Here is a 3667-nt window from a genome sequence, read left to right on the forward strand (position 1 = left end):
CCAGGAGTTCGGCGGTCGCGGCCGCGGGGTCGGTGGCCGGCTCGCCGGAGGGCCACCACGCCCCGTCGCGCCGCCGGTACCCGTACCAGCGGCCGTCCCGCCCCAGGCGCAGCTGCAGGCCTCTCCCCCCGAAGGTGAAGCGGTTCTCCTCCACGGTGAGCCGCGGTTCCTCGTCCGGCGACCACGCCTCGGCCAGCGCGGTCCGTGCGCGCGCCGTCGTCGCGGGGGCCGGCGTCCAGGGGTGTTCCAGTACGTCCAGCCCGGCCGCGCCGGCCGTGCGCCACGCCTCGGCCAGCTGGTCGACGTCGTGCCCGGCGCCGCGCTCGGCGGCCCGCTCCGCCACCGCCTGCCGCAGCCGCTCCCGCGCCCGCGGGTCCGGGTGGGTGGCGGCCAGGCGCACGGTGTCCTGCCACGGGTCCGCCGGAGGCGGCGGGTCCTCGGGGCCCGCGCCGTGCAGATGGGCCAGCAGCTCGCGCGCCCGTACCGCCGCGTCGGCCACCAGCCGGTCCAGCGGGTCCGCCTCGATCCCGGTGGCCGGCGGCTCCTCCTCCGCCCCGGCGTGCCGCTTCGGCACCGGGGGCAGCGGCGGCAGCGGCACCGGGGGGCGGCCGTAGGCGTCACGGTTGCTCCGCGGGACCCTGCCGTCGGGCTCCGGCGGGTCGACGGGGACGGGCTCGACGTCCTCCTCCGCCTCGTCGTCCACCTCCTGCGGGGCCGCCTCGCCCCCTCCCTCTTGCTCCTCTTCCGGAGCCGCCTCGTCGGCGTCGGCGGCCGGGGCCGTCCCGTCGTCCTCCCCCGTCACCTCCGTCATGGCCCGCAGCATCAGCTCCGACTTCAGATCGTCGAGCACCGCCTCACGGGTCCGCCCGCGCAGCAGCGCCAGCAGCCAGGGGTCGTCGTCGAGCAGCCACGCCGTCTGGACGGCCAGCGCCAGGGCGTGCGCGCACGGGTGCTCGGGGGCGTCGCATCCGCAGTCGGCGTCGAGGTCGCCGTGGCCGGGGAACAGTGGCAGCCCCGCCTCCCCGGCGAGCTCGGCGGGCAGTGTCCCCTCCAGCAGCGCGGCCGCCCACTCCGGCCGGTCGGCGAGGTGTTCGGAGATCCGGTCCCATGCGACGTCGTCCAGCACGGGCACGGTGAGCTCCGTCGCGTACGCCGCGTCCCCCGCGTAGCTCTCGGCGCGGATCCGGCCCGGGGCGACGGTGACGGGCCCCAGGCGGCCGGAGCGGGCGAAGGCACGGCCGCGCCGGAGCGGCTCCTCCTCCGGCCAGACGTCCTCCACGGCCGTCGTCCACACCCGTGCCCAGGCGGTGCGGCCGCGGGTGGCCCCGCCACGGCGGACGGGGAACGCGGGCAGGGTCCGCTCCCCGGCGGATCCGGCCGACGGTGCTGCGGCGTCGTTCATTCGGTGCTCCTCAGCGCGACCAGGTCGGCCAGTTCGTCGTCGGACAGCCGGGCGAGCACCTGCTCCCCGGAGCCGAGGACGGCGTCGGCGAGTTCCTTCTTGGCCTCCAGCAGCGCGGCGATGCGGTCCTCGACCGTGCCCTCGACGATCATCCGGTGCACCTGCACCGGCCGGGTCTGCCCGATGCGGTGCGCGCGGTCGGTGGCCTGCGCCTCGACGGCCGGGTTCCACCAGCGGTCGTAGTGGACGACATGGTCGGCGCGAGTCAGGTTGAGGCCGGTGCCGGCCGCCTTGAGCGAGAGCAGGAAGACCGGCGCCTCGCCGTCCTGGAACCGCCGCACCAGCCGCTCCCTTTCGGCGACCGGGGTGCCGCCGTGGAGCAGCAGCGCGGGGACGCCGCGTGCGGCGAGGTGGCGTTCCAGGAGGCGGGCCATGGTGACGTACTGGGTGAAGACCAGGGCGGCGCCGTCCTCGGCGAGGATGGTGCCGAGCAGCTCGTCCAGCAGTTCCAGCTTGCCGGAGCGGCCGGTCAGCCGCGCCTCGGCCGGGTCCTCCTTGAGGAACTGGGCCGGGTGGTTGCAGATCTGCTTGAGCGAGGTGAGCAGCCGCAGCACCATGCCCGCCCGGGCGAACGCGCCGTCCCCGCCCTTCTGTTCGCCCGCTGCGCGGATCCGCGCCATGGCCCGTTCCACCTGGGCCCGGTACAGCGCGGCCTGTTCGGCGGTCAGCGGGACCGGACGGTCGGTCTCGGTCTTGGGCGGCAGTTCGGGGGCGATGCCGGGGTCGCTCTTGCGCCGCCGCAGCAGGAACGGACTGACGAGTGCCGCCAGTTGCTCGGCGGCGGGCAGTTCGCCCGGTCCGGTGGCGGCGCGTGCGGCCGCGGTCCCGGCGCTGTCGGAGCGGTCGGTGCGCTCGGTGCGGTCGGCGCGATCGGTGCGGTCGGTGCGCCCGCCGCGTTCGGCGTCGATGCGGGCGATCCAGCGGCGGCGGAACCGGGCGTGGCCGCCGAGGAGCCCGGGGGTGGTCCAGTCGAGGATGGCCCAGAGCTCGGAGAGGTTGTTCTCCACGGGGGTGCCGGTGAGGGCGATCCGGATGGCGTCGCCGCCGATGCGGCGCAGCGCCTTGGCGGTGGAGGAGTAGGCGTTCTTCACGTGCTGGGCCTCGTCGGCGACGACCAGGTCCCAGTGGACCGCGGCGAGTTGGGCCGCGTCGAGGCGCATGGTGCCGTAGGTGGTGAGGACGACGCCGTCCTCGACGCCCTCCAGGGTGCGGCCGGGGCCGTGGTGCCGGCGGACCGGGACGCCCGGGGCGAAACGCTTCACCTCGCGTTCCCAGTTGCCGAGCAGCGAGGCGGGACAGACCACCAGGGTGGGTCCGCCGGCCTCCCCGCCCCGCCCGCGTCTGAGCAGGTGGAGGGCGATCAGCTGGACGGTCTTGCCCAGGCCCATGTCGTCGGCGAGGCAGCCGCCGAGGCCGAGGGAGGTGAGCCGGTGCAGCCAGGTCAGGCCTCGGAGCTGGTAGTCGCGCAGGGTGGCGTCGAGCGCGGCCGGAGGCTCGACCAGTTCGGTGTCGTCACCCCGGCCGGGCGCGGTGAGGCTGCGGGCGATCTCGACGAGCCGTTCGTCGGGCAGCACGGAGACCTCGGCGCCCTGCACCTCCGTACCGCCGGTCAGCGCGGCGGCCAGCGCCTCGACCGCCGTGAGGGGTCTGAGGCCGCCCTTCTCGCGGACGGTGCGGGCGGGGGCGTCGCCGATCAGCAGCCACCGGCCGCGCAGCCGGACGGCGGAGCCGCCCGCCTCCACCACGGCGGTGACCTCGGCGGTCTCCTCCTCGGTGAGCGGGTCGTCGTCCAGGCAGAGCTGCCAGGTCAGCTGCACGGGGCCGCCCTGATCGCCGCGTGCGCCGCCGAACAGCGCCCTGGGATCGGCGCCGTCGTCCTGGCCGGAGCCCACCACCGCGCGGGCGGTGAGGGCGCCGGCCTCCGAGCCGGGCGGGCGGACCACCTCGACGCCGTGCGCGGCCAGCCGGTCGCCGGCGGCACCGAGGAGTTCACGCAGCTCGCGGGCGGTGAGATCCAGGGCGCCGGGCACCGGCAGCAGGCGGTCCAGGGGCGGCCACACGTCGGCGGCGCGACGCAGGGCGCGCACCATGTCCACCTGGGCGGCGGGGCCCAGCGCGTGGTCGGCGCCGGCGAACAGGGCGTCCGCGTCCATGGCGACGGTGGGGTCGGCGAGGCTGTGGGCACGGGGGACCAGACGGGTGGTG

General features: G+C 76.7%; 2 protein-coding genes. Both read right to left on the minus strand.

The genetic code is table 11. The features are described 5' to 3' along the window. Positions 1-1402 (minus strand): SWIM zinc finger family protein (locus tag ACOV8S_RS15930; RefSeq protein ID WP_448318477.1); only part of this gene is annotated, 1402 nt, incomplete at its 3' end. Beyond that, positions 1399-3667, minus strand: a 2269-nt coding sequence (locus tag ACOV8S_RS15935) for a DEAD/DEAH box helicase (RefSeq protein ID WP_448318478.1), incomplete at its 5' end; no start/stop codon positions are given. The genes ACOV8S_RS15930 and ACOV8S_RS15935, both read right to left, overlap by 4 nt.

Source organism: Streptomyces sp. CO7 (assembly GCF_053474865.1).